This is a genomic window from Streptomyces sp. PA03-3a (genome assembly GCF_033792735.1).
Taxonomy (GTDB): Bacteria; Actinomycetota; Actinomycetes; order Streptomycetales; family Streptomycetaceae; genus Actinacidiphila.
Genome location: NZ_JARAVM010000024.1, coordinates 91,474 through 114,641, shown reverse-complemented (window position 1 = coordinate 114,641; position 23,168 = coordinate 91,474). Strand labels below are relative to the sequence as shown.

The window sequence follows — 23,168 nt, the reverse complement described above, 5'->3', positions numbered from 1 at the left end:
CTCAGGTCCTCCGGCCCTCAGCAGCGACCCGGCGCGGTGTCCAGGGCGGCGAGCAACGCCGTCAGGGCATCGCGCTGGTCCGTGTCCAGGGGGGCGAGCAGTTCCTCGGCCGCCGCCCGGCGGGCCCCGCGCAGCCGCCGCACGGCGTCGTCGCCGTCCTCGGTCAGCTCGATGCGCACCACCCTGCGGTTGGCCGGGTCGGGTGCCCTGCGGACGAGCCCCCGCTCCTCCAGGGCGTCGGTCAGGCTCGTCACCGCGCGCGGCACGACGTCCAGCCGTTCCGCGAGGTCGGCCATCCGGGGCGCGGGTCCGCTCTTGAGGATGTGCGCGACCGTGCGCAGCATGCGCGCCTGGGCCGGCGTGACGCCCACCGGCTCCAGGTGCCGCCGCTGTGCCCGGTGCAGGCGCCGGGTCAGCCACAGCAACTGGTCGGCGAGGCGTCCGGTGGTCTCGTCGGTGTCCGCGGCGAAGGTGCGGGATTCCATGGTCAGAGGGTATCAGGATGCACTTCATTGTGAGTATAGGTAACAATGAACTACACTCTCAACGTCCTGCCCTGCCCGGACCTTTCGGAGGCCCTTTGCACCCCGATGCAACCTCGCGGTGGACCCCGCCGCCCAAGGACCCCGCCCGACCCACCGACCTACGCCGCGTCGTGCGGCTCTTCCGCCCCTACCGCGCCCGCCTCGCCCTCGTCGGGCTCCTCGTCGGCGCCGCCTCGCTCGTCTCGGTCGCCTCGCCCTTCATGCTCCGCGAGATCCTCGACACCGCGATCCCGCAGGGCCGTACCGGGCTGCTGAGTCTGCTCGCCCTCGGCATGATCGCCACCGCGGTCCTGAACAGCGTCTTCGGAGTCCTGCAGACCCTGATCTCCACCACGGTGGGCCAGCGCGTCATGCACGACCTGCGCACCGCCGTCTACGAGCGGCTGCAGCGCATGTCGCTCGCCTTCTTCACCCGGACCCGCACCGGAGAGGTGCAGTCCCGCATAGCCAACGACATCGGCGGCATGCAGGCCACCGTCACCTCCACCGCGACCTCGCTGGTCTCCAACCTCACCAGCGTCGTGGCCACCGTCGTCGCGATGATCGCCCTGGACTGGCGGCTGACCATCGCCTCCCTGCTGCTGCTCCCGGTCTTCGTGTGGATCAGCCGCCGGGTCGGCACCGAACGCAAGAAGATCACCACCCAGCGCCAGAAGCAGATGGCGGCGATGTCCGCCATCGTCACCGAGTCGCTCTCGGTCAGCGGCATCCTCCTCGGCCGCACCATGGGACGCGCCGAATCCCTCACGCGCTCCTTCGCCGACGAGTCCGACCGGCTGGTCGATCTCGAGGTGCGCTCCAACATGGCCGGCCGCTGGCGGATGTCCACCATCGGCGTGGTCATGGCCGCCATGCCCGCGCTCATCTACTGGGTCGCCGGCTTCGCCGTGCACGGAGCGGGCGGCACCGTGTCCATCGGCACGCTCGTGGCCTTCGTCTCGCTCCAGCAGGGACTGTTCCGGCCCACCGTCAGCCTGCTGTCGACCGGTGTCCAGATGCAGACCTCGCTCGCGCTCTTCCAGCGCATCTTCGAGTACCTCGACCTGCCCGTCGACATCACCGAGAAGGACGACCCCGTACACCTGCCGCGGGTGCGCGGCGACATCCGCTTCGAAGGCGTCGGTTTCTCCTACGATCCGGCCTCGACCGGGCGCACTCTCGACGGCATCGACCTGGCGGTCCCGGCCGGCGGCAGTCTGGCCGTCGTCGGCGCGACCGGCTCCGGCAAGAGCACCCTGAGCTACCTCGTGCCCCGGCTGTACGACGTCACCGAGGGGCGCGTCACCCTCGACGGCCACGACGTGCGCGACCTGGCCTTCGACACGCTCGCCGCGTCGGTCGGCGTCGTCTCCCAGGAGACGTACCTCTTCCACGCCTCGGTCGCCGAGAACCTGCGCTTCGCCAAGCCCGACGCCACCGACGAGGAGGTCGTCGCCGCCGCGCGCGCCGCGCAGATCCACGACCACATCGCGGGCCTGCCCGACGGCTACGACACCGTGGTCGGCGAGCGCGGCTACCGCTTCTCGGGCGGCGAGAAGCAGCGACTGGCGATCGCGCGGACCATCCTGCGGGACCCTCCGGTCCTCATCCTCGACGAGGCCACCAGCGCGCTGGACACCCGTACCGAGCACGCCGTCCAGGACGCCATCGACGGCCTCTCCGCGGGCCGCACGACGATCACCATCGCCCACCGGCTGTCCACCGTCCGCGACGCCGACCAGATCGTCGTCCTCGACCACGGCCGGATCGTGGAACGCGGCAACCACGACGAACTGCTCGCCCTGGACGGCCGCTACGCCGCCCTGGTCCGCCGTGACGCCCAACTCGTCCATACGGCATGATCCTCGGCCATGGGACCCATCGCGGGGGCGGAACTCCCCGGCTACCGGCAGATCGAGGCGGACGTCTGGACCAACGACCACGGCGACCTCGTCAGCCTGCACTGGTTCGACGTGCCGCCGGACATCCCCGCGCCCCTGGACGACCTGCCGCGCCTGCGGCACGCCCTGGCCCACTACACGGCCGGGGCGGGCGGCGGCCTCATCGAGGCCGACGTCCTGCACCTGGGGACGGTGCCGACGCTGCGGCAGGTCATCAAGGTCCCCCTGCCGGACCGCCCCACCGGCCAGGCGTTCCTGGGCAGCTACACCCTTCCCCGCGCCTCCTGCAGCGCCGTCGTGAAGGTGCAGGCCCTGGAGCAGGGCACCACCGGCGCCCGGGAGGCGAAGGTGCTCATCGAACTCGGCCCCGAGCGCTATTTCATGCCCCATCCGTACGCCGCCGACCTGCGGCAGGGTCTGCCCTTCCACTGGGGCGACGCCCCCCACTACGACGCGCACTTCCCGGAGCACCCGCTCACCCGGATCCGGGACACGCTCGCCCAGCTCGCCGTGTCGCTCCGGGTCGCCCCGGAGTTCGCGGCGCTGCCGCCCTTCGCGGGACCGACCTTCGGCACGGCGTGAGCCGGGTGAGCAAGCGCACGCCCGGGCCCGGGCGATCGCCCGCCCCGCGCGGGACACCGGCGCTAACCTGAGCGGCGCCGCGCCGACCGCAGGAGGCAACCGATGGCCGCGTCCGACCGCTCCGCCCTGCTGCTGGCCAGGCTGCTCGCCACCACGGGCACCGCGCACTTCGTGGCGCCCCGGCCCTTCGACGCGATCGTCCCGCGCGTCCTGCCCGGCGAGCCCCGCACCTGGACCTACATCAGCGGCGCGGTGGAGCTGGCACTCGCCGCGGGCATCGCCCTGCCCCGCACCCGCCGGGCGAGCGCCCTGCTGGCGGCCGGCTTCTTCACCGCCGTGCTCCCCGCCAACGTGAAGATGGCCCGCGACTGGCGCGAGCGGCCCGCACCCCTGCGAACGGCGGCCTACGCCCGGCTGCCGCTGCAGGCGCCGCTCGTGCTGTGGGCCCTGAAGGTGAGCCGCGACAACCGCCCCTGACCGGCCCGCGGGGCGATGTCGGTGCCTCGTTCTACTCTCGGACGGTGACCTCGTCCAGGAGCCCGTCCGTCGCCGTCGTCGCCGATCCCCTGGGGACCGGCGGGCGGCTGCAGGCGCTGCGCGAGGACGGCACCGCCGACGGGCCCCCGCAGGCCGTCGGCGACCTCGCGGCGGCCGTCGCCGAGCGCGAGGCCCGGCAGGCGCCCCGCTGGGTGTGGGCGGCGACCGACGAGATCTATCCGCCCCTGCTGGAACGGGTCCCGGTACGTCCGGCACGCTGCCACGACCTCAAGCTCGTCGAGGCACTGCTGCTGGGGTCCGAGGAACGCTGGGGCCTGCCCCGTTCGCTGGGCGCCGCCTGGGCCCGGCCGCGCGGGCTCCCCGTGCCGGAGGACGCGCGTGAAGGCGGCCCCGACGACCAGCCGGTGCTCTTCGCCGCCGACCGCCACCATCTGCCGACGGGCACCGACCCGCTTGAGGCTGTGGTCGCCGTCCACGCCGACCAGCAGCGTCGCATCGCCCTGTCCGAACATCCCGACCGGCTGCGCCTGCTGTGCGCCGCCGAGTCCGCCGGCGCCCTGGCCGCCGCCGAGATGACCTGGGACGGCCTGCCCTGGAGCGCCGCCGCCCACGACGCGGTGCTCATCGGGCTGCTGGGCCCCCGTCCGGCAGGCGGCATCCGCCCCAAGGTGCTCTCGGAGCTGGCCACCGGCATCCAGGAGGCCCTGGGCCGCCCGGTCAACCCCGACTCGCCCGCCCAGCTCCTGCCCGCCTTCGAGCGCGTGGGCGTGAAGATCGACTCCACCCGCTCCCATGTGCTGCGGGAGGTCGGGCACCCGGCCGCGGCGCTGCTGCTGCGCTACAAGGAGCTCTCCCGCATCCACAGCGCCCACGGCTGGGCGTGGCGCGAACAGTGGGCTCCCACCGGGCGGTTCCACCCCGAATACGTCGTCGGCGGTGTCGTCTCCGGCCGCTGGGCCACCCGCGGCGGCGGCGCCCTGCAGATCCCCCGGCAGATCCGCGCCGCCGTGGTCGCGGACCCCGGGCACCGGCTGGTCATCGCCGACGCGGGCCAGCTGGAACCCCGCGTCCTCGCCGCCCTCTCCGGTGATCCCGGGCTGATGGCGGCCGCCGCCGAGGGCGACCTCTACGCCGCCCTCGCGCGCACCGCGTTCGGCGGCGACCGCGCCCGGGCCAAACTCGGTCTGCTGGGTGCCATGTACGGCCAGACCAGCGGGGAGGTGGGGCCGCTGCTCGAGGTGCTGCGCCGCCGTTTCCCGGCCGCCATGCGCCTGGTGGAGTCCGCCGCCCGCACCGGGGAGGGCGGCGGCGTCGTCCGGTCCCACCTGGGGCGTACCTCACCGCCTCCGTCCGCCGACCGGCAGGACCTCACCGACGCGCAGGCCCGCTCCTGGGGGCGCTTCACCCGCAACTTCGTCATCCAGGCCACGGCCGCCGAATGGGCGCTGGCGGTGCTGGCCTCCCTGCGCCGCCGACTGGCGGCGCTCGGCGGAGGGCCGCGTCTGGTGTTCTTCCTGCACGACGAGGTCATCGTGCACACACCCCGGGAGCTGGCCCCCGAGGTGGAGCGCGCCGTCGCCGAGTCCGCGGAGGAGGCCCGGCGCCTGCTCTTCGGCCCGACGCCGGTGCCCTTCCCGCTGCAGACCCATGTCGTCGAGTGCTACGCGGACGCCAAATGAGCGGCGCGCGGTCAGTCCGTCACGAGGACGACCTCCAGGGTGCGCGGCCCGTGCACACCCTCGACGCGGTCCAGCTCGATGTCGCTGGTGGCCGAGGGCCCGGAGATCCACGTCAACGGCCGGACGGGATCGAGCCGTTCCAGTGCCTGCGGCACCGAGTCCACGACCTGTTCCGGGACGCGCACGACGACGACGTGGTGGTCCGGGACGAGGGTGATCCTGCGCCGCCCCTGGTCGGGCCCGGCGTCCAGCACGATGGTGCCGGTCTCGGCGATCGCCACCGCGCAGCCGGTGACGACGCTGTCGACGGCGTCGAGTTCGCGGGCCGTCAGCCCGGCCGAGTCGGGCACCTGTTCCACATCCTGCGCCGCCGAGAGCCACCGCTCCGGAAGGCCGGGCGGTACGACGACCCGCCGGGCGCCGCGCGCGGCCAGCAGGCCCGCGAGGCGGCCGGGGAGTTCGGCGCCGGTGGCGCGGTGGACGATCGCACGGTAGTCGGCGAGGTTCTCGCCCAGCAGATCCGCCGTCTGTGCGGCGTCCCGTTGTCCGTGGACGCGCAGATAGCCGCGGTCCACCGCGCCGCGTGCCGGCGCCGTTGCGTGCGGCGCGTCGGCCAGGGCGCGGCGGATCCGCCCCAGGACCTGGTCACGGGTGCTCACTTGGTGCCCTCCCTGCTCTCGGTGCCGGTGCCGGTGCCGGTGCCGGTGCCGGTGCCGGTACTGGTCTCCGCTGCGCCCGTCCCCCGGGTGCGCTGCCACCAGTCCCGGAAGGACTCCGCAGGCACCGCCGGGACCTCCCGGGTGTCGGTCCACGCCTTTCCGGGCCCCGGCAGCCGCCGCGGGTGGAACCTGCGGGTCCGCGCGGCCAGCCGCTGGCCGGCGCGCAGCGCCGCCGGGTGGTCCAGGGTCCAGCGCGCGGCGCGCATGGCCGCCCGCTCCGCCGCGTGGCCCTTGGCGGGCCGGAGCGTCACCCTGTTGCCCGCCCGGGTCACCTCACCGCCCTGCACCACGCGTTCCCGCAGGTGGACGAGGACCTCCGGGATGTCGATGGCGACCGGGCACACCTCGTAGCAGGCGCCGCACAGGGACGAGGCGTACGGCAGCGAGGCGTCGAGCGCGGTGTCCGTGCCGCGGAGCTGCGGGGTGAGGATGGCGCCGATCGGCCCCGGGTAGGCGGAGCCGTACGCGTGCCCGCCCGCCCGCTCGTACACCGGGCAGACGTTGAGGCAGGCCGAGCAGCGGATGCAGCGCAGGGCCTGCCGGCCCACCTCGTCGGCGAGGGTGTCGGTGCGGCCGTTGTCGACCAGGACGAGATGGAAGGCACGCGGCCCGTCCTCGTCGGTGGTCCCGGTCCAGGTGCTCGTGTACGGGTTCATCCGCTCGGCCGTGGAGGAGCGCGGCAGGAGCTGCAGGAACACCTCGAGGTCCTGCCAGCTCGGCAGCACCTTCTCGATGCCGACCACCGAGATCAGGGTCTCGGGCAGCGTCAGGCACATGCGGCCGTTGCCCTCGGACTCGACCACGACCAGGGTGCCGGTCTCGGCGATCATGAAGTTGGCGCCCGAGATGCCGACCTTGGCGCGCAGGAACTTCTCCCGGAGGTGGAGCCGTGCGGCCTCGGCCAGTTCGGCGGGGGAGTCCGACAGCCCCTCGGGCGCGGGACGGCCCCAGCGGCCCATGGCGTCGGTGAAGATGTCGCGGATCTCGGAGCGGTTGCGGTGGATCGCGGGCACCAGGATGTGACTCGGCAGGTCGTCGCCGAGCTGCACGATCAGCTCGGCGAGGTCCGTCTCGTAGGCGGCGATCCCGGCCTCCGCGAGCGCGTCGTTGAGGCCGATCTCCTGCGTCGCCATGGACTTGACCTTGACGACCTCGGTCTCGCCGGTGGCGCGCACCAGGTCCGTCACGATGCGGTTGGCCTCGTCCGCGTCGGCGGCCCAGTGGACGGTGCCGCCCGCGGTGGTGACCGCCTCCTCCAGCCGCACCAGGTAGTGGTCGAGATGGCGCAGCACATCGTCCTTGATCTGCTTGCCCGCCGCGCGCAGCTGCTGCCAGTCGTCGAGTTCGGCGACGGCGCGGGCCCGCTTGTCCCGGATGGTGTGGGTGGCGTGCCGCAGGTTGCCGCGCAGCGTCGTGTTGCGCACGGCCTCGCCGGCGGCGACGGGGAAGGCGGGCATGCCCAGGTAGGTGCCGCTCATCGGATGCCTCCGTAGGGCTGCTCCTCGGTCGACGCGAGGATCTCGGCGAGGTGGACCGGCCGGACCTCGGAGCCGAGCCGGGCGAGGGTACCGCCGATGTGCATCAGGCAGGAGTTGTCCACGGTGCACACGGCTCGTGCGCCGGTGGAGGTGATGTTGCGGGCCTTGTCCGCGCCCATGGCGGCGGAGACGGCCGCGTTCTTGACGGCGAAGGTGCCGCCGAACCCGCAGCACTCCTCGGCGCCGGGCAGCTCGACCAGCTCCAGCCCCTTTACATGGCTGAGCAGCTCCTGCGGGCGGCGACCCAGCCCCAGCATCCTCAGGCCATGACAGGTCGGATGATAGGTGACGGGATGGGGGAAGTAGGCGCCGACGTCCGTCACCTTGAGCACATCGGTGAGGAACTCGGTCAGCTCGTAGGTGCGCGGCACCACGGACGCGGCGACGGCGGCGAGGCCCTCCCCGCGCCCTTCCGCGCGGGCCCGCTCGCCGATCCGGGGGTAGTTGTCACGCACCATCGCGGCGCAGGAACCGGACGGGGTGACGATGTAGTCGTAGCCCTCGAAGGCCTTGGCGTACCGCTCCACCAGAGGCTCCGTCTCGTGGCGGTATCCGGTGTTGAACTGCGGCTGGCCGCAGCAGGTCTGTGCGGCGGGGAAGTCCACGGTCACCCCCAGCCGCTCCAGCAGGGTCACGACGGCCTTCCCCGTATCCGGGTACAGCGTGTCGTTCACGCAAGTGACGAACAGTGCTACGCGCATGCGGCCTCCTCACGGTCGGCACGGCCACCCGTGGGCTCATACTGCCGTATGTTCCCCGCGCCATGGGGCAGAGATCGGATGTCTGCGCGTCGCAGAAGGTGCCATTGACGAGCCATGTCGGGGTGTCCTAACGTCCCTGCCATCGATTGAAACCTTTCATATCAGACCCGAGAGGCCAGGGCCGACCGTGCAGCGCGTCTGTTTCCTGTTGAAGGTCCGCAAGGACCGGCTCGCCGAGTACCGTGAGCGCCACGCCGCCGTCTGGCCCGAGATGCTGGACGCCCTCTCCGCCACCGGCTGGCACAACTACTCGCTCTTCCTCCGCGAGGACGGCCTGCTCGTCGGCTACCTGGAGACCGAGGACTTCGCCGCCGCCCAGGAGGCCATGGCGGCGACCGATGTCAACGCCCGCTGGCAGGCCGAGATGGCCGACTTCTTCGAGGCGCTTGACGGGGCCCGGCCCGACGAGGCCATGCGGCCCCTCACCGAGGTCTTCCACCTGGCGTGACGGCGCGGCCCCGGCCCGCGCGGACGATCCGCCCCGCCCCAAAGGCCGCGATTCCACTCCGCCGCCCTTGTTCGGTCACCCGGACGCGGCGGTCGGACCTCCGATCAGCGTCTCCGACGGCACCCCTCGGGCCCGGCGACACCACCCCAGGTCATCCGCTCGACAGGGAACAGCCATGCCGGGCCCGGAGGCCAGCGGCTTTCTTGCAGGACCGCGACACATAACGGAAAACGGGTCCTAGGGTCGGAGCCGTGAGACGGCGGAGTCCCCTGTATATGTGTTCTGACCTGTGCTCTCTTTCGTTGTCAGTGGGGGCTGTTAGGTTCCGCAGCATGACGGCGACAGTGGTGACGGAGCGGGGGTCCGGGGGTGCCCGGTACACCTATCGGCTGCGTGTGTCGTCCAGCGAGTGCCGGGCTGGAGGCGGAGTGAGCGCGCTGCCGGTGGGTGTGGAACGAGTGCGTGGCGGTGTTCCGCAGGGTCCACGGCCTGAACAGGACCGCTGAGGAGAAGATCACGTGCGGCCCCGCGCAGCTCGACGAGATGCTGACCGAGGCGCGGCGGTCGATGGCGTGGCTGCGGGAGGGCAGTTCGGTGCCGCAGCAGCAGGTCATCCGGACTTCGCGAAGTCCCGTGCCAAAGCCTTGAAGGACATCGCGGCGCGGCCGCCGATGAGGGAGCGGGCCGGGATGCCCCGGATCAAGCGCAAGCGCGAGGCCGCCCCGTCGCTGACACCGCCCGGGGTTTCCGGCTCAAGGACGGACGCCTGCACGTGGCCGGTGGGATCGTGCTGTCGGTGGTGTGGTCCCATGACCTGCCGTCCGCACCATCCTCGGTGCGGGTGTACCGCGACGGCCTCGGCCACTGGTACGCCTCGTTCGTCGTTGCCGTCGAAAAACAGCCGCTGCCCGCCACCGGCGCAGTGATCGGTATCGACTGGGGCGTGCGTGAGACCGCGACCACCACCAGCGACGCCCACGACCTCCCGCACTATCAGAAGATGATGGCCCGTCGGCGTACCCCGAGGAACAAGCCCGACACCGGCGGTTACCGTGAGGCGCGCCGGGCCGCCGCGAAGGTGTCGAAGAAGATCGCCCGTCGGCGGCAGGACACCGCCCGCAAGTGGGCCGAGCGCGTCGTGCGCGATCACGATGCGATCGCGGTGGAGGACTTCCGGCCGAAGTTCCTCGCGAAGACCACCATGGCGCGCAAGGCGGCGGACGCCGCGATCGGCGCCACGAAGACGGCCTTGATCGAGATGGGTCGCAAGCATGGGCGGGACGTGCGCGTGGTGCATCCCGCGCACACCACCATGGACTGCGCGTCGTGCGGAGCGGGAACCAAGCACGCACGTCCGCTGTCGGAACGTACCTACACCTGCACCGCGTGCGGAGCCGTGTCCCCCAGGGACAAGGACTCCGCCCGCGTGATGCTGGTCCGGGCTGGTCTCGACCCGGCTGGTGCCGATCGTGTAAGCGCTGGTGGACCGCTGGTCCTCAGCCCACGTGAGCCAGGAATCCCCGTCCTCTAGGGCGGGGAGGATGTCAAGTATGCGTAGCATGAACCCGCGGCCTGCGGCGGGCCGGCGGCAGGAGGTAGGGCGGAGCTCGTGACACGCATGGTGGGGATCAAGGACGTCGCCCGGCAGGCAGGTGTTTCGGTCGGCACGGTGTCGAACGTGATCAACCGGCCCGACATGGTCTCCGAGGACACGCGTGCCCGCGTGCTGTCGGTCATCGAGCAACTCGGGTACGTGCGAAGTGAGTCCGCCCGGCAGTTGAGGGCGGGCCGCAGCAGGATCATCGCGCTGCTCGTGCTCGACATGGCCAACCCGTTCTTCGTGGACGTCGCCTCGGGGGCCGAGCGGGCCGCCCGGGAGACCGGACTGGGGGTGATGCTCTGCAACAGCGGTGAGAGCCCCTCGGAAGAGGCCGACTACCTCGGGCTCTTCGCCGAGCAGCGGGTACGCGGCGTCCTGGTGACGCCCGCGGACACCAGCGGCCGGAACATCGCCTCCTTCCGGCGGCACGGCATCCCCTTCGTCTTCGTCGACCGCGTCGTGCCGAGCGCCGAGGCCTGCTCGGTGTCCGTGGACGACATCGAGGGCGGCCGCCTCGCCGTCGACCACCTCATCGAGCGCGGCCACGAGCGCATCGTCTACGTCAGCGGTCCGATGCACCTCGCCCAGTGCCAGGACCGGCGCGCCGGCGCCCTGGAGGCGCTCGCCGCCGCCGGGCTCCCCGCGGACTCCCTGGCGCACATCGAGGCCGAGCGGCTCGACGTCCCCTCCGGACGCGACGCCGGCGCCCGTCTGCTGGGGATGGCCAACCGCCCGACCGCCGTCTTCTGCGCCAACGACCTGCTCGCGCTGGGCGTGCTCCAGGCGCTGTACGCCGCCGGCATCGCGGTGCCCGAGGAGATCGCGCTGGTCGGCTACGACGACATCGAGTTCGCGGCGGCCGCTGCGGTGCCGCTCACCTCCGTACGGCAGCCCGCGTACCGGATGGGCCGCGCGGCGGCCGATCTGCTCATCGAGGAGACCGGGGACGCGGCCGAGGAGCACGAGCACCGGCGCATCGTCTTCCAGCCCGAACTCGTCGTCCGCGCCTCCACCCTGGGCAAGAGCAGCCGCGCCGTCCGCTGAGCCCTCCGGGCAGCCCCGTCGCCCTCCCGGTATGTGCGCCAGGGGTCCCAGCGCCCGGGAGGACGCCGTCAGCCGGCCGCGGCCACCGGTTCCGGTGTGCGGGTCCCGTCCCGTCCCCGCAGGTGGGCGCGGATCTCGCGGACCGCGCTGCGGCCGGCCCGGTTCGCGCCGATCGTGCTCGCGGAGGGGCCGTAGCCGATGAGGTGGATCCGGGGGTCGGCGGCGACCCGGGTGAGCCCCTCCAGGCGGATGCCGCCGCCTGAGCCGCGCAGGTGCAGCGGGGCGAGGTGGTCGAGGGCCGCGCGGAAGCCGGTGGCCCACAGGATGACGTCGGCGGTGACATGGCGGCCGTCCGTCCAGCTCACGCCGTCCTCGGTGATCAGGTCGAACATGGGGAGGCGTTCGAGGATCCCGCGCTCACGGGCGCGTTCCATCGCCTCGGTCATGGGGAGCCCCGTCACGCTGACGACGCTCTGGGGCGGCAGACCGCGCTTGACGCGCTCCTCGACCAGCGCGACCGCGGCCCGGCCCTGCTCCTCCCCGAAGGGGCCGCTGTGGTAGACGGGAGGCCGCCGGGTGACCCAGGTCGTCGCGGCCGCGCCGCCCGGCTCATGGAGTTCCATCAGCAGCTGGACGGCGGAGGTGCCGCCGCCGACGACGATCACGTGCTTCCCGGCGAACTCCTCGCGCCCGCGGTAGCCGGCGGTGTGCAGCTGGCGGCCGCGGAAGACCTCCTGGCCCGGGTAGCGCGGCACGAAGGGACGGTCCCAGGTCCCGGTGGCGTTGATCAGCGCGCGGGCCGCCCAGGTGCCCGCGTCGGATTCGACGAGCAGCCGGCCCTCCGGGCCCTCACGGACCGTGGAGACGTCGACCGGGCGGTGCACGCGCAGGTCGAAGGTGCGCTCGTAGCGGTCGAAGTACTCCGCGACCACCTCGGCGGCCGGCCGTTCGGGGTCGGCCCCCTCCAGTTCCATTCCGGGCAGCGAGTGCACCCCGTGCGCCCTGCCGTACGTCAGCGTAGGCCAGCGGTACTGCCAGGCGCCTCCGGGGCCGGGGGAGTGGTCGAGGACGACGAAGTCCTCGTCGGGCCGCATCCCCGCCCTTCGCAGGAAGTACGCGCCGGACAGTCCGGCCTGCCCCGCACCGATGACGGCGACGTCCACATCCACATGGTTCACGCTTCCACCAACTACGCCCGTTCGCGGAAGCTTCCCGCGGACACCTCGCGGCGCAGCCGGGCCACCCGGGCGGCGGCCTCCTCCAGGCGGGACAGCGGCAGGTCGCCGTCGGCGACCGCCCTGGTGGCCGCGGTGCGGATGGCCTCCCGGACGCCCGTGCCGCAGCCGGGTCCGAGCTGGAGCAGGTCCACGCCCGAGAGCCAGGCGAGGACGGCGGCGCCCGGGACGCCCCAGCCCTCCACGACCTCGTCGGTGTCGAGCGGCTCGCTGATCACGACCGCGCCGTCGCCGAACTCGTCCCGCAGCAGCTCGGTGACCGCGGGCCCGCTGAGCGCGGCGGGGACGCCGATGGTGACCGCCCCGGCCCGTTCCAGTCCGCGCCGGAGCCATTCCGGCGGCCTGCGGGTCCGGCCGGCGGGCAGCAGGCAGACGTCGACCAGCGCGGCGACGCGGTGCGGTGCGTACACGTGGAAGTCCCCCTCTGACGCTCGGGCGGGCGCTGCCGACCCTATCCCGAGGGGCGGCAAGTGGTCCAGACCAATCGGAGGGCGGCCGCCCGGATCAGGACAGCCGCCCCCCGTCGCACGGCGACCGTCAGCGCCCTCCGGAGAGCAGCAGCGGCGCCCCGCCCGGTGCGGACGCCGGACGGCCGTGCGCCGCGGGGACGCCCGCGAGCGGCGCGTCGGGCACCCTGTCGAGCAGCCCCCGCGCGGCCAGTTCGGGCATGACGCCCTCCCCGAACCAATACGCCTCCTCCAGGTGCGGGTAGCCCGACAGCACGAAGTGGTCGATCCCCAGGGAGTGGTACTCCTCGATCCGGTCGGCGACCTCCGCGTGGCTGCCGACCAGCGCCGTCCCGGCCCCGCCGCGCACCAGGCCCACCCCGGCCCACAGGTTCGGCGAGATCTCGAGCCCGTCGCGCGAGCCGCCGTGCAGCGCCAGCATCCGCTGCTGGCCCACCGACTCGCTGCGCCCGAGAGCCTCCTGCGCGGCGGCGACGGTGTCCTCGTCGAGGTCGTCCAGCAGCCGTTCCGTCGCGGCCCACGCCTCCCTGGCGGAGTCGCGGGAGATCACATGGAGACGGATGCCGAAACGTACGGTGCGCCCCTGCGCCTCGGCGAGACCGCGGATCCAGTCGGTCTTCGCCCTCACCTGCTCCGGCGGCTCGCCCCAGGTCAGGTAGACGTCGGCGTGCCGGGCGGCGACGGGCCCGGCCGCCGGTGAGGAGCCCCCGAAGAAGATCTGCGGTACCGGGTCGGGCGGCAGCGCGGTCAGTCCGCCCTCGACCCGGTAGTGCTCCCCGTCGAAGTCGAAGGGCCGCCCGCCCCACACCCCGCGCACCACCGAGAGGAACTCGTCGGTGCGCGCGTAGCGGGAGTCGTGGTCCAGGTGGTCGCCGAAGCGGCGCTGTTCGACGGAGTCCCCGCCGGTGACGACGTTGAGCAGGAGCCGGCCCCGGGTGATCCGCTGGTATGTCGCCGCCATCTGCGCGGCCAGGACCGGCGAGACGACCCCCGGCCGGAACGCGACCAGGAACTTCAGCCGCTCGGTGTGCTGCGACAGCGCGACCGTGGTCAGCCACGCGTCCTCGCACCAGGTGCCGGTGGGCGTCAGGACGGCCTCGAAGCCCAGCCCGTCGGCCGCCCGGGCGATCTGCGCCAGGTACTCGATGTCGGGCGCGCGCACCCCGGAGACCGGCGTGACGCGCGAGCGTTTCACGCCGCCGTCGGTGTAGGCGTGACGGTCCACCAGGGTGCGGCCGTCGCCGCCGGTGGGCAGGAACCAGTGCAGGTGAACGGACATGTGCGGCCCTCTCAGCGGGTGCGTGCGGCGGTGGTGGAGGCGGGCAGGCCGGCGTTGAAGCGCCGGTCGACGAAGGCGGCGAAGTCCACGTGCCGCGGGATGAGCCCGAGGTCCTCGAAGGTGTCGGCGATCTTCTGCTCGGAGGCGACGGCGGCGTCGTCCACGGCCACCGAGACGCGGGTGCCGTTGGTGCGCTCCACCGCGTCCAGCGCCACCTCGTACGGCAGGCCGGTCTCCTTGGCCCACACCTTCGCCCACTGCTCCGGGTGTTCTGCGACCCACTCCTGGGCGCGCCGCAGGCGCTCCAGGTAGTCGCCGATGGCGGCCGACTTCGCCTTGTCCGCAAGGGCACCCGGTGCGGCGACCTGGAAGGCGAGCCCATTGACGCGCCCCGTGCCGGTGGTCAGGACGCGCGCGCCGTTGTTGCGCAGCACTTGGGAGGTGTACGGGTCCCAGATCGCCCAGGCGTCGACCTTGCCCCCGCTGAAAGCGGCGAGCGCGTCGGCGGGCTGCAGATAGCTGACGTCGACGTCCTCGAGCGAGAGTCCGGCGGACCGCAGCGAGGTGATCAGCTGGTAGTGCGCGGAACTGCCCTGGGCGACCGCGATACGCATGCCCTTCAGGTCGGCGAGACGCTTCAGCGCCGAGTCCCCGGGCACCACGACGGCCTCGCCCTCGGAGGAGCCGTGCGAGGCCGCCACGACCGTGATCTTCGATCCGGAACCGGCGGCGAAGACCGGCGGGGTGTTGCCCACCCCGCCGATGTCCACGGCTTTGGCGTTCACCGCCTCCAGCAGGGGTGGCCCGGAGGTGAAGGTCGACCATTTGATGCGGTAGGTGAGGTCGTCGAGTTCGCCCGCGGCCCTCAGGACGGCTTCGGAACCGCCCTTCTGGTCACCGACGTTCAAGGTGACCGCGCCCTTGCCGTCGGTGCCGTCGCCGGTGCCGCCCACGGAGGTGTCGGCGGTGGAGACGCCGCAGGCGGCGAGCAGGAGGGTGAGCGGGAGCAGCAGGGCGGGGGTGACGCGCCGGATGGTGTCCATGGTGGTCCGTCGTCCTTCTCGTGGGGGCGGGTCAGGCCGCTTCGCCCGACGCCGGCGTGTCCACGCCGAGTTCGGCCAGCAGCCGGGAGCGCAGGGCGGTGAAGCGGTGGTCGCCGGCGTCGCGGGGACGGGGCAGGGCGACCGGGGTGTCGTGGGCGATGATCCCGTCCCGCATGACCAGGGCGCGGTCGGCCAGGAGTAGGGCCTCGTCCACGTCGTGCGTGACGAGCAGGACCGCGCAGCCGCGGCGCTGCCACAGCTCGGCGACGAGGCGCTGCGCCTTGATGCGGGTCAGCGCGTCGAGCGCGCCGAACGGCTCGTCGAGCAGCAGCAGATCGGGCTCACGGACCAGGGCCCGGGCGAGCGAGGCGCGCTGGGCCTCACCGCCCGACAGCGTCTTCGGCCAGGCGCCGGACCGCTCCCGCAGGCCGACCTCCTCCAACGCGGCCTCCGCGAGTTCCCGTCGGGGCCGTCCCGGCAGCCCGAGCAGGACGTTGCGCCACACCCGCTTCCACGGCATGAGCCGCGGAGCCTGGAAGGCGACCGCACGCCTCTCCGGTACCAGTACGGTGCCCGCCATCTCCCGGTCGAGCCCGGCGAGGACGCGCAGCAGCGTGCTCTTGCCGCAGCCGCTGCGGCCGAGCAGCGCGGTGAACTCGCCCGGCCGCAGCGTGAGGTCGAGGCCGTCGATGACGGGCCGGCCGCCGAAGGAGCGGGTCAGCCCCGCCACGCGCACGGCCGCGGGACCGCCCGCGGCGGGCGGGATGTCGTGGCTCACTGGCCGGTGAAGGTCGGTCGCCATTGCAGCAGCAGCCTTTCGAGAGCACGGACGACGATGTCGGCGGTGAGGCCGAGGAAGGCGTAGACGACGAGGCAGACCACGATCACGTCGGTCCGCAGGAAGTCCCGCGCCTGGGTCATCAGGAAGCCGATCCCGTCGGAGGCGTTGATCTGCTCCCCGAAGACCAGGGCGAGCCATGCGGTCGCCAGCGAGTAGCGCAGCCCCGTCATCGCGCCGGGCAGCGCACCCGGCAGGACGACGTGCCGGACCAGCGCCGGGCGGGACAACCCGAGCGAGGTACCCGCCTCGATCAGTTGCTCGTCGACACCGCGGATCCCCGCGTAGACGTTGAGGTAGAGGTGGAAGGCGACGCCGAGCGCGATGAGGGTCACCTTCGGGGCCTCGCCGATCCCCAGCCAGATGATGAACAGCGGGATCAGCCCGACGAACGGCACTGCGCGCAGCATCTGCACGCTCGCGTCGACCAGGTCCTCGCCCAGACGGGACAGCCCGGACAGCAGAGCCAGCGTGATGCCGGCCGCGCCGCCGAGGAGCAGCCCGACCACCACGCGCTGGAGAGACACCGCCATGGCGGACCCGAGTTGACCGCTCGTCACGAGCTCGGCCGCCGTGCCGGCGATGGTGCCCGGCGAGGCCAGCACCTCGGGCCGCAGCACACCGGTCGCACTGAGCAGCTGCCACGCCGCGAGCAGCAGCAGCGGGCCCGTGGTGCGCCGCAGCCAGCGGGGCAGCGAGCGGCGCCGGGCGGAGACCGGGACCACGGGCCGCAGTTCGGGGGCGGCCGCGGACGGGACGGCAGAAGGGAGGTCCGGTGGGACGTCAGCCGATACAGGGGATATGTCCGGTGGCGCTTTGCTGATGCTCATGAGAAGGCTCCACATGGGGGAGGCGGCGAGCGGGCACGCACGCTCCTCCGACGCGCGACCGGTCAGGCGCAGGCGAGGGCGCTACGACTCGTCACGGGAACGCGTACGGGGGCGTTGCGGGAAGGGCGCACAGGCGCGGATGGCACGCGGGACGAAAGGCGTGCGAAAAGGTGGGGAAGCGTCAGCAGCCGCGGCGACAGGCGGCGGAGGCCACCCGCAGCAGGTCGATGTGACCGCGCGTGGTGAGAAGAACGGGACGCGACATGTGGACGACCGTAGCCAGGCCGTCCAGATGGCGTCAACGGCGTCTCGGCCCTCGGAACGCCTTCGGAACGCCTTGGGAACGTTTTAGGAACGCCTTCGGCCGCCCTCCGACCGCCTTGGGAACGCCGGCGGCCACCCCGGAACGCGCGGGCCCGCGGCGTGGGCCACCATGGTCACATGGCCGACGCATTCTCCACCCGCACCATCGACGTCACCACCGGCAGCCGGGAGACGGTCCACGATCTGACCGGCGCCTGCGCCGACTTCCTCGACGACGTCTCCCTCGGACGTGACGGGCTGCTGAACGTGTTCGTCCCGCACGCCACCGCCGGGATCGCCGTCATCGAGACCGGCGCGGGCAGCGACGACGACCTGCTGGCGGCCCTCCACGACCTGCTCCCCGCCGACGACCGCTGGCGCCACCGCCACGGCAGTCCCGGTCACGGCCGCGACCACGTGCTGCCCGCCGTCGTCCCGCCGCACGCCACGCTCCCGGTGGTCGGCGGCCGGCTCGAACTGGGCACCTGGCAGTCCGTCGTCCTGGTCGACACCAACCGCGACAACCCCCGGCGCCAGGTACGGCTGAGCTTCCTGGGGTGACCGCCGCGCGACCCGGCCGTCCGGCCGTCAGGCCGTCAGCCACTCCATGACCGCCCGCGCGTCGAAGGCGCTCTGCCCGCCGCGCACCAGCAGACCGGCCGTCGCGAAGGCGGGGTCGTCGGCCTGCACGGCCAGGTACGGGACGGCCACGCACCGCATGCCCGCCCGGTGCGCGGCCTCCGCGCCCGGCGGCGCGTCCTCGACGACCACGCAGTCCGCCGGGTTCACGTCGAGCCGGGCCGCCGCCTCCAGGAAGACGTCCGGGGCGGGCTTGCCGCGCTCGACCTCCTCCGCGGAGACCACGGTCGTCAGCAGGGCGTCCAGCCCGGTGCCGGCCAGCACCGCGCGTATCGCCTCCCGCGAGGAGCCCGAGGCCACCGCCATGGGGTGCCCGGCCTTCGCCAGCAGCTCGACGAACTCCCGCATCCGCGGGAACACCTCGGTGGCGCCGCGGGCCAGCCCCAGGTAGAGCCGGTTCTTGCCGTCCAGCAGCTCCTGGACGGACGCCGACAGGGCGTACTCCTCGCGCAGGGCCTCCAGCGTCTCCTTGGTGCCGATGCCGATGAAGCGCCGGTGCTGCTCCCAGGTGAAGTCGTCCACGCCGTGCGCGGCCAGCAGCCCGCGGCCCGCCTCGAAGTAGTTGGGCTCGCTGTCCACGAGGGTGCCGTCGAGGTCGAATATCACTGCGGGGAGCGTCATGCCACCAGCATGCCAAGCCGGTCGTCACGGCGTGCGCCCGGCCGCCGCGTCACGGCCGACCTCCCGCACCAGCGGCAGCATCCGCTGCGGGACCCGCTCGCGCAGCGCGACCTCCGTGCGGGTGCGCACCACACCCGGCACCTGGACCAGGCGCTGGATCACGTCCTCCAGGTGCGCGGCGTCCCGGGCGACCACCCGGGTGAGCAGGTCGCCGCCGCCGGTGATCGAGAACGCCTCGATGATCTCGGGTACCGCGGCCAGGGCCCGGCCCGTGGCGTCCAGATGGCCCTGCGTCACCTCCAGGTGGACGAAGGCCAGCACCCGGTACCCCAGGGCCTCCGGCGAGAGCCGCGGGCCGTACCCGGTGATCACCCCGTCCCGTTCCAGCCGGTCCAGCCGCGCCTGCAGGGTTCCGCGCGCCACACCCAGGATGCGGGCGTACTCGCGGACGCTGGTGCGCGGCTGTTCCAGCAGCAGGGCCAGGATCCGGGCGTCCAGCTCGTCGGCGGGCACGGGCCGCGGCCTCCTCGGGGTCCGGGGGCGGTGGGGAGGGCCCGACGCTGCCGACGGCCCGTGCGCGCCGCTCAGAGCAGGTCGTCGATGGTGATCGGCAGGTCGCGGATGCGCTTTCCGGTGGCGTGGTACACGGCGTTGGCGATGGCGGGCGCGATGCCCACCAGGCCGACCTCGCCGACGCCCTTGGTGCCGGTCGGCGTGCCGCGGTCGGGTTCACCGACGAAGATCACGTCCAGCTCCGGGATGTCGGCGTTCACGGCGACGAGGTAGTCGCCGAACGTCCCGTTGGCGATGCGGCCGGTGCGCGGGTCGGTGACGGTGTCCTCGAACAGGGCCATGCCGATCCCGCCGACCGTCCCGCCGATGATCTGGCTCCTGGCCGTCTTCTCGTTGAGGATGCGGCCGCCGTCGATCGCGGACACCACCCGGGCGACCCGGACGATGCCCAGGTCCGCGTCGACACGCACCTCCACGAACTTCGCGCCGTAGGCCCCGGCCGGGGACATGCCGATCTCCGCCGCGTCCGGCGGTTTGCTGCTCCCGGTCGCCGTGAGCTGCGCCAGGCCGTGCCGGGCCAGGATGTCGGCGTACGACTCCCCGCGGTCCGGGCGGCCGGCGAGGTGGACCCGGCCGCCGGAGGCCTCCACGTCCTCGGGCGAGGCGCCCAGCAGCGGCGAGTCGGCGTCCCCGCGGACGAGGTCCGCGAACAGCCCCACGAGCCTGCGGCACGCGTCGTGCACGGCGTTGCCGAGCGCACCGGTCAGCCCGGAGCCGCCCGCCATCATCGAGTCGGGCATGTCGGAGTCGCCGAGGTCGAAGCGGACCTTGTCCAGGGGAAGCCCGAGTTCCTCGGCGGACAGCTGAGCCATCACGGTGTACGTGCCCGTGCCGATGTCCGTCGCCGCGCTGCGCACGAACGCGCTCCCGTCGCGGTTGACGGTGGCCTCGGCCATGCACGGCGTCGCGAAGTACGGGAACATCGCGCTCGCCATGCCGTAGCCCACCAGCCAGTTGCCGTCGCGCATGGACCGCGGCTCCGGGTTCCGGTCGGCCCAGCCGAAGCGCCGCGCGCCGACCTCGTAGCACTCCAGGATCGCCTTGCCCGACCAGGGCAGCCCGTTGCGCGGGTCGACCTCGGTGTGGTTGTGGATCCGCAGCTCCAGCGGGTCCATGCGCAGGGTGTACGCCAGCTCGTCCATGGCCGACTCCAGCGCGAAGCTGCCCTGCGCCTCCGCCGGGGCGCGCATCGACGTCGGCACGGCGATGTTGAGCTTGGCCTGCTGGTCCCGGGTGATCACGTTGGGGCACCGGTAGGCGAAGGAGGTCCCGTGGGAGAACGGCTCGAAGTCGTTGTCCTCCATGCTCAGCGAGCTGAGGCTGCGGTGGTCGAGGGCCACCAGCGCGCCGTCGCGCGAGGCGCCCACGCTGAGCCACTGCACCCCGCTGGGCCGGTGCCCGATCGAGGTGAACATCTGCGGCCGGGTCAGTACGAGCTTCACCGGGCGCTTGGTCGTCCGGGCGGCCATTGCGGTGAGGATGACGTGCGGCCACGCCCGCAGCCCGGCGCCGAAGCCGCCGCCCACGTAGGGCACCAGCACCCGCACCGAGCTCTCGGGGATCCCGAAGACCATGGCGAGGGTGGTGCGCACCATCGACGGCCACTGGCTGGTGTCGTGGACGGTGAGGGTGTCCTCCTCCCACGCGGCGAGGGTGGCGAACAGCCCGAGCGGGTTGTTGGTGTTGTCCGCCGTGAAGTACGTGCCGCGCACGATGACGTCGGCGGCCTCCAGAGCGGCGGCGGCGTCGCCACGTGTGTGGTCCATCTTCCACGGGTCCACCAGGTGCTGCGCCCTCGGGTCCTGAAGGTCCAGCAGCGGCTCGGCGGCCTCGTACTCGGCGTGCACCAGCCGTGCCGCCGCGGCGGCCTGTTCCGGTGTCTCGGCCACCACGAAGGCGATGTGCTGGCCGTGGTGCATGACCCGGTCGTTGCGCAGCGGGGCGGGCGGTGCCTCGCCGAGCACCGTGGTGGGGCCGGTTCCGACCCGCGGGGCGTTCTCGTGGGTGAGCACCGAGATCACGCCGGGGGAGCGTTCCGCCTCCTCGGTGTCCATGCGGATGATCCGGCCCGCGGAGACGGTGCTCTGCACCAGGGCGCCGTAGGCCTGGCCGGGGACGCTGAAGTCCATCGGGTACGGCGCGGAGCCGGTGACCTTGCGCGGTCCGTCGACCCGGTTGACGCCCGCACCGACCAGCGGCCTGCTCTCGACCGTGCTCATGCCGTCACTCCTGACACTGTCTGCAGTTCGCGGACGAGGGTCCGGCGGGCCAGCGGCACCTTGAAGGCCGTGCCCGGCACGGTCCACGCGTCGCGCATCGTCGCCTCGGACGCGTCCTGGAACGTGGCCGACGTCGCGGGAGCGCCGGTCAGCACGTGCTCGGCCTCGTACGCCCGCCACGGTTTCGAGCCCACCCCGCCCAGCCCGACCCGGGCCTGACGGATCGTGCCGTCCTCCACCACCAGCACCACGGCGGCCGAGGTCAGCGCGAACTCGTACGACACCCGGTCGCGGACCTTGAGGTAACCCGAGCGGGCGGACGGCGGCGGGAGCGGGATCTCGACCTCGGTGATCAGCTCGGCGTGCTCCAGGACGTTCTCCCGCTCGGGGCTCTCGTCGGCCGTCACGTAGAACTCCGTCAGCGGGACGGTGCGCCGCCCCGACAGCCCCTGGATGTGCACGACCGCGTCCAGCGCCACGAGCGCGACGGCGAGGTCTGAGGCGTGCAGCGCGATGCAGTTCTCGTTCACGCCGAGCACGGCGTGCATCCTGGCCGCGCCCTGCACGGCCCCGCAGCCCGTGCCCGGTGCGCGCTTGTTGCACTCGAGGACCGTCGGGTCGCGGAAGTAGCGGCAGCGGGTCCGCTGCAGCAGGTTGCCGCCGATGGTGGCCATGTTCCGCAGCTGCACCGACGCGCCCAGCAGGAGGGCCTCGCGCACCACCGGAAGCCGCTCGGCGACCGTGGCGTCGGCGGCCAGCTCCTCCATCGTGGCCAGTGCCCCCACGTGCAGCGACTCGCCGCGCCGCTCGATGCCGTGCAGCGGTAGCCGGGTGATGTCGATCAGCGTCGGCGGCTCCAGGACCCCGTCCTTCATCAGGTCCAGCTGGGTCGTGCCGCCCGCGAGGCAGGACGCCGACGGGTCCTCCGCCAGCATCCGCACGACCTCCTGGGTGTCGGTGGCCCGTACGTAGTCAAAGGTGCGCATCGTAACCTCCGCCGGACGCCGCCTCGCGGACGGCGGCCACGATGTTGGGATAGGCGCCGCAGCGGCACAGGTTGCCGCTCATGAACTCCCGGATCTCCTCGTCGGAACCGGCCCGGCCCTCGGCCATCAGCGCCACCGCGGACATGATCTGCCCGGGGGTGCAGAAACCGCACTGGAAGCCGTCGTGGTCCATGAACGCCCGCTGCACCGGGTGCGGCCCCTCCGCGCCGGCGACACCCTCGATGGTGGTGATCGCCCGGCCCTCGGCCTGGGCGGCCAGTGTCAGGCAGGCCAGCACTCTCCTGCCGTCGAGATGGACCGTGCACGCTCCGCAGGCTCCCTGGTCGCATCCCTTCTTGGTGCCCGTCAGGCCCAGCCGGTCCCGCAGCGCGTCCAGCAGTGTGACCCGGGTGTCCAGGCGCAGGGTGTACGACCGGCCATTGACGTCGAGTGTCACGACCCTCTCGGTGGTTCCGGGACGGTCCACGTCCCGCTCGCTCGCCACGTCCCTCATCGCGTCCTCCTCCGGACGGGTCGGGTACGACTCGAGCCCCTCCTGGGGCGGATCCGGTGAGTTGGTTCGTCAGGCGCCTTTAAAGGCGGGATCGACTTTTCGCGTCAATACGTCCGCCTTTCTCCTCAATATACGCCGAATGGGTGTTTCGGCATGGGCCAGTGGCCCGGCCCCGCCGCGGCCGCGCGATCTCCGGGTGGGCCAATGGCCCAGTGGACTCGCGCTCGGTTGAGCCATGGGCACCGGGGATGTTTTCCTGGGGGCGACGATGGCGTTGCGGGAGGCACGAGGCCCCGCAGCGCCTTTTCCATGCGCGGACACACGCCG

Annotated in this window: 23 protein-coding genes and 1 pseudogene; 8 read left to right on the top strand and 16 right to left on the bottom strand. The window is 72.9% G+C overall.

Going from position 1 to position 23,168, the window contains the following annotated elements:
• Positions 1 to 17: 17 nt before the first annotated feature.
• A complete protein-coding gene (locus PV342_RS27000; protein ID WP_018562322.1) occupies positions 18 to 485 on the bottom strand; it encodes a MarR family winged helix-turn-helix transcriptional regulator in 468 nt (155 codons plus the stop codon).
• A 95-nt stretch (positions 486 to 580) separates the two neighbouring features.
• Between PV342_RS27000 and PV342_RS26995 the strand changes: the two genes are divergently transcribed.
• The 4 genes from PV342_RS26995 (at position 581) to PV342_RS26980 (ending at position 5,184) form a co-directional block, all read left to right on the top strand.
• The gene (locus PV342_RS26995) at positions 581 to 2,386 is read left to right on the top strand and encodes an ABC transporter ATP-binding protein (RefSeq protein WP_500318940.1); all 1,806 of its coding nucleotides are present in this window, start codon (positions 581 to 583) and stop codon (positions 2,384 to 2,386) included.
• A 9-nt stretch (positions 2,387 to 2,395) separates the two neighbouring features.
• Positions 2,396 to 3,007, top strand: a complete 612-nt coding sequence (locus tag PV342_RS26990) for a hypothetical protein (RefSeq protein WP_018562324.1) — start codon at positions 2,396 to 2,398, stop codon at positions 3,005 to 3,007.
• A 102-nt stretch (positions 3,008 to 3,109) separates the two neighbouring features.
• Positions 3,110 to 3,484 carry a DoxX family protein gene (locus tag PV342_RS26985; protein WP_500318938.1) on the top strand — a complete coding sequence of 125 codons (375 nt, stop codon included), beginning with the start codon at positions 3,110 to 3,112 and terminating at the stop codon, positions 3,482 to 3,484.
• A gap of 44 nt (positions 3,485 to 3,528) precedes the next feature.
• The gene (locus PV342_RS26980) at positions 3,529 to 5,184 is read left to right on the top strand and encodes a bifunctional 3'-5' exonuclease/DNA polymerase (RefSeq protein WP_500318936.1); all 1,656 of its coding nucleotides are present in this window, start codon (positions 3,529 to 3,531) and stop codon (positions 5,182 to 5,184) included.
• 11 nt (positions 5,185 to 5,195) lie between these two features.
• On the opposite strand, the gene PV342_RS26975 is transcribed toward PV342_RS26980, so the two are convergent.
• From PV342_RS26975 to PV342_RS26965, 3 genes are read right to left on the bottom strand one after another with little or no spacing between them, the layout of a single operon-like run.
• Complete coding sequence (locus PV342_RS26975) at positions 5,196 to 5,843, bottom strand: LutC/YkgG family protein (protein WP_500318934.1); 648 nt, start codon at positions 5,841 to 5,843, stop codon at positions 5,196 to 5,198.
• Complete coding sequence (locus PV342_RS26970; protein WP_500318932.1) at positions 5,840 to 7,381, bottom strand: lactate utilization protein B; 1,542 nt, start codon at positions 7,379 to 7,381, stop codon at positions 5,840 to 5,842. Before PV342_RS26970 ends, PV342_RS26975 begins: the two co-directional genes overlap by 4 nt.
• Positions 7,378 to 8,142: a (Fe-S)-binding protein gene (locus tag PV342_RS26965; protein ID WP_400797989.1), complete on the bottom strand. Its 765-nt coding sequence runs from the start codon at positions 8,140 to 8,142 to the stop codon at positions 7,378 to 7,380. The genes PV342_RS26970 and PV342_RS26965 overlap by 4 nt, the downstream gene beginning before the upstream one ends.
• Positions 8,143 to 8,329: 187 nt before the next feature.
• On the opposite strand from PV342_RS26965, the gene PV342_RS26960 reads away from it, so the two are divergent.
• The 3 genes and pseudogenes from PV342_RS26960 to PV342_RS26950 all read left to right on the top strand — a co-directional run bounded on the left by PV342_RS26960 (position 8,330) and on the right by PV342_RS26950 (position 11,294).
• Entirely contained in the window at positions 8,330 to 8,650 is a 321-nt protein-coding gene (locus PV342_RS26960) for an L-rhamnose mutarotase (protein WP_386992943.1), read from the top strand.
• A gap of 332 nt (positions 8,651 to 8,982) precedes the next feature.
• Positions 8,983 to 10,181, top strand: a pseudogene (locus PV342_RS26955) (RNA-guided endonuclease InsQ/TnpB family protein).
• Between the two features lie 87 nt (positions 10,182 to 10,268).
• On the top strand, positions 10,269 to 11,294 hold the full coding sequence (locus PV342_RS26950) for a LacI family DNA-binding transcriptional regulator (protein WP_329190937.1): 1,026 nt from the start codon (positions 10,269 to 10,271) through the stop codon (positions 11,292 to 11,294).
• 68 nt (positions 11,295 to 11,362) lie between these two features.
• On the opposite strand, the gene PV342_RS26945 is transcribed toward PV342_RS26950, so the two are convergent.
• From PV342_RS26945 to PV342_RS26915, 7 genes are all read right to left on the bottom strand, one after another.
• Positions 11,363 to 12,463, bottom strand: coding sequence for an NAD(P)-binding domain-containing protein (locus PV342_RS26945; RefSeq protein ID WP_500318964.1), 1,101 nt, complete (start codon positions 12,461 to 12,463; stop codon positions 11,363 to 11,365).
• Between the two features lie 20 nt (positions 12,464 to 12,483).
• Positions 12,484 to 12,939 carry a hypothetical protein gene (locus PV342_RS26940; RefSeq protein ID WP_392605151.1) on the bottom strand — a complete coding sequence of 152 codons (456 nt, stop codon included), beginning with the start codon at positions 12,937 to 12,939 and terminating at the stop codon, positions 12,484 to 12,486.
• Positions 12,940 to 13,066: 127 nt separating this feature from the next.
• Positions 13,067 to 14,275: an LLM class flavin-dependent oxidoreductase gene (locus tag PV342_RS26935; RefSeq protein ID WP_500318929.1), complete on the bottom strand. Its 1,209-nt coding sequence runs from the start codon at positions 14,273 to 14,275 to the stop codon at positions 13,067 to 13,069.
• An 11-nt stretch (positions 14,276 to 14,286) separates the two neighbouring features.
• Positions 14,287 to 15,318 carry an ABC transporter substrate-binding protein gene (locus PV342_RS26930; protein ID WP_400797996.1) on the bottom strand — a complete coding sequence of 344 codons (1,032 nt, stop codon included), beginning with the start codon at positions 15,316 to 15,318 and terminating at the stop codon, positions 14,287 to 14,289.
• Positions 15,319 to 15,349: 31 nt separating this feature from the next.
• Complete coding sequence (locus tag PV342_RS26925; RefSeq protein ID WP_400797999.1) at positions 15,350 to 16,120, bottom strand: ABC transporter ATP-binding protein; 771 nt, start codon at positions 16,118 to 16,120, stop codon at positions 15,350 to 15,352.
• The gene (locus PV342_RS26920) at positions 16,093 to 16,986 is read right to left on the bottom strand and encodes an ABC transporter permease (protein ID WP_400798002.1); all 894 of its coding nucleotides are present in this window, start codon (positions 16,984 to 16,986) and stop codon (positions 16,093 to 16,095) included. Before PV342_RS26920 ends, PV342_RS26925 begins: the two co-directional genes overlap by 28 nt.
• Positions 16,987 to 17,167: 181 nt before the next feature.
• Entirely contained in the window at positions 17,168 to 17,251 is an 84-nt protein-coding gene (locus PV342_RS26915) for a putative leader peptide (RefSeq protein ID WP_354795648.1), read from the bottom strand.
• 176 nt (positions 17,252 to 17,427) lie between these two features.
• Between PV342_RS26915 and PV342_RS26910 the strand changes: the two genes are divergently transcribed.
• On the top strand, positions 17,428 to 17,850 hold the full coding sequence (locus PV342_RS26910) for a secondary thiamine-phosphate synthase enzyme YjbQ (protein ID WP_400798004.1): 423 nt from the start codon (positions 17,428 to 17,430) through the stop codon (positions 17,848 to 17,850).
• A gap of 27 nt (positions 17,851 to 17,877) precedes the next feature.
• On the opposite strand, the gene PV342_RS26905 is transcribed toward PV342_RS26910, so the two are convergent.
• From PV342_RS26905 to PV342_RS26885, 5 genes are all read right to left on the bottom strand, one after another.
• Positions 17,878 to 18,549, bottom strand: coding sequence for an HAD family hydrolase (locus PV342_RS26905; protein ID WP_500318926.1), 672 nt, complete (start codon positions 18,547 to 18,549; stop codon positions 17,878 to 17,880).
• Between the two features lie 24 nt (positions 18,550 to 18,573).
• Positions 18,574 to 19,062: an Lrp/AsnC family transcriptional regulator gene (locus tag PV342_RS26900; protein ID WP_391576065.1), complete on the bottom strand. Its 489-nt coding sequence runs from the start codon at positions 19,060 to 19,062 to the stop codon at positions 18,574 to 18,576.
• A gap of 71 nt (positions 19,063 to 19,133) precedes the next feature.
• A complete protein-coding gene (locus tag PV342_RS26895) occupies positions 19,134 to 21,341 on the bottom strand; it encodes a xanthine dehydrogenase family protein molybdopterin-binding subunit (RefSeq protein WP_500318925.1) in 2,208 nt (735 codons plus the stop codon).
• A complete protein-coding gene (locus PV342_RS26890) occupies positions 21,338 to 22,327 on the bottom strand; it encodes an FAD binding domain-containing protein (protein WP_018562342.1) in 990 nt (329 codons plus the stop codon). Before PV342_RS26890 ends, PV342_RS26895 begins: the two co-directional genes overlap by 4 nt.
• On the bottom strand, positions 22,314 to 22,841 hold the full coding sequence (locus PV342_RS26885) for a (2Fe-2S)-binding protein (RefSeq protein ID WP_018562343.1): 528 nt from the start codon (positions 22,839 to 22,841) through the stop codon (positions 22,314 to 22,316). Before PV342_RS26885 ends, PV342_RS26890 begins: the two co-directional genes overlap by 14 nt.
• Positions 22,842 to 23,168: the final 327 nt, after the last annotated feature.